A 1,011-nucleotide genomic window follows, 5' to 3' on the forward strand; every position below is an offset into this window, starting at 1 on the left:
ATCCGTTGTCCCCACTGCCGCGGAACCCTCTCCGCTAAAAATCTGCCAAAGTAGTGCTAGGACGTAGACTCATTGCGATGAGTTTTAGGGCGGCAAGAAAGTTCTCGGCCAGCTTGTCGTAGCGCGTCGCGATGCGACGGAACTGTTTGGCTTTGTTGAAGAAGCGCTCGATCAGGTTACGGGCTTTGTATAGGAAGGGCTGAAGCAGATCGGGGCCTTGCGATAGGCTTTGGGCGGGATATTGGCCCAAGTGTTCTGGTCGGTGATGGCAGTGCGCAATGCGTTGGCATCGTAGCCCTTGTCGGCGAGCAGCATCGCACCTTCAGGCAAATCTTTGATCAAGTCCGCTGCGGAGGCAGACATTTGGCTATGAAAGTGCCGTCCAGACCACACTCTCAAGATCGGGAGAGTAGCGGGCGATGATAGCCTCTTGATCATTTTCCTGCGTGAGAATTATCTGCTTCCCAGTAGCGTCACCGAGCAATCGCATAAAGCGGTCAAGCTTCTCAACCTCGGTTTTTCCGCTGACTTGCCTTGGATCGAAGTCGAACTCAATTTCGACAGCGCTGAAGAAGTGACATGCAAGCTGGATTGGCCCGACGTAAAAAGACAGTAAGCTGCCTGTTTCGCTTTCCAGGGCCGCTTCGACGCCCAATGGCATCGACTCGATCTTGCCGGAGACACTGAAACTAGCAGGCGGGGTCCATTCGAGGAGGATGTCCCAGACGACCTGCCAATCTGCCTCAGACGTGTTCAGAACGTAGATGTCTCGCCAGTAGCCGTCCCAAGCGAAATCCGATGCTATCTGTTCCCAATTCATGCATGAACCATTCTCTATGACTGCAGTTCTAGCATGACATACGCCATGAGCGCTTTCCACAAATCCCAAGCCCGCTTTCCACCTATCCCGGTCATTCCGCATTTATGAGTTTACGGCCTAGCACTACTTTGGCAGATTTTTAGCTCCGGGAGCGTTTCGAGGATTCCCAAGAGCGGTTTTGCGTGATTCAT

At 53.1% G+C, this 1,011-nt stretch carries 1 protein-coding gene and 1 pseudogene; both read right to left on the reverse strand.

The annotated features are described in order from the left end of the window. Positions 1–34: 34 nt before the first annotated feature. A pseudogene (locus X773_RS73490) lies at positions 35–354 on the reverse strand (transposase); the annotation flags it as partial. 13 nt (positions 355–367) lie between these two features. Beyond that, positions 368–820, reverse strand: coding sequence for a hypothetical protein (locus tag X773_RS73495; RefSeq protein WP_023680980.1), 453 nt, complete (start codon positions 818–820; stop codon positions 368–370). Positions 821–1,011 lie beyond the last annotated feature (191 nt).

Origin of the sequence: Mesorhizobium sp. LSJC280B00 (assembly GCF_000502835.1) — a bacterium.
In the GTDB taxonomy this organism is placed as follows: Bacteria; Pseudomonadota; Alphaproteobacteria; order Rhizobiales; family Rhizobiaceae; genus Mesorhizobium.

Bases quoted from the DNA above. Each gene is read 5' to 3' on its own strand.
- X773_RS73495 (WP_023680980.1), bottom strand. From the start codon at position 820: ATGAATTGGGAACAGATAGCATCGGATTTCGCTTGGGACGGCTACTGG.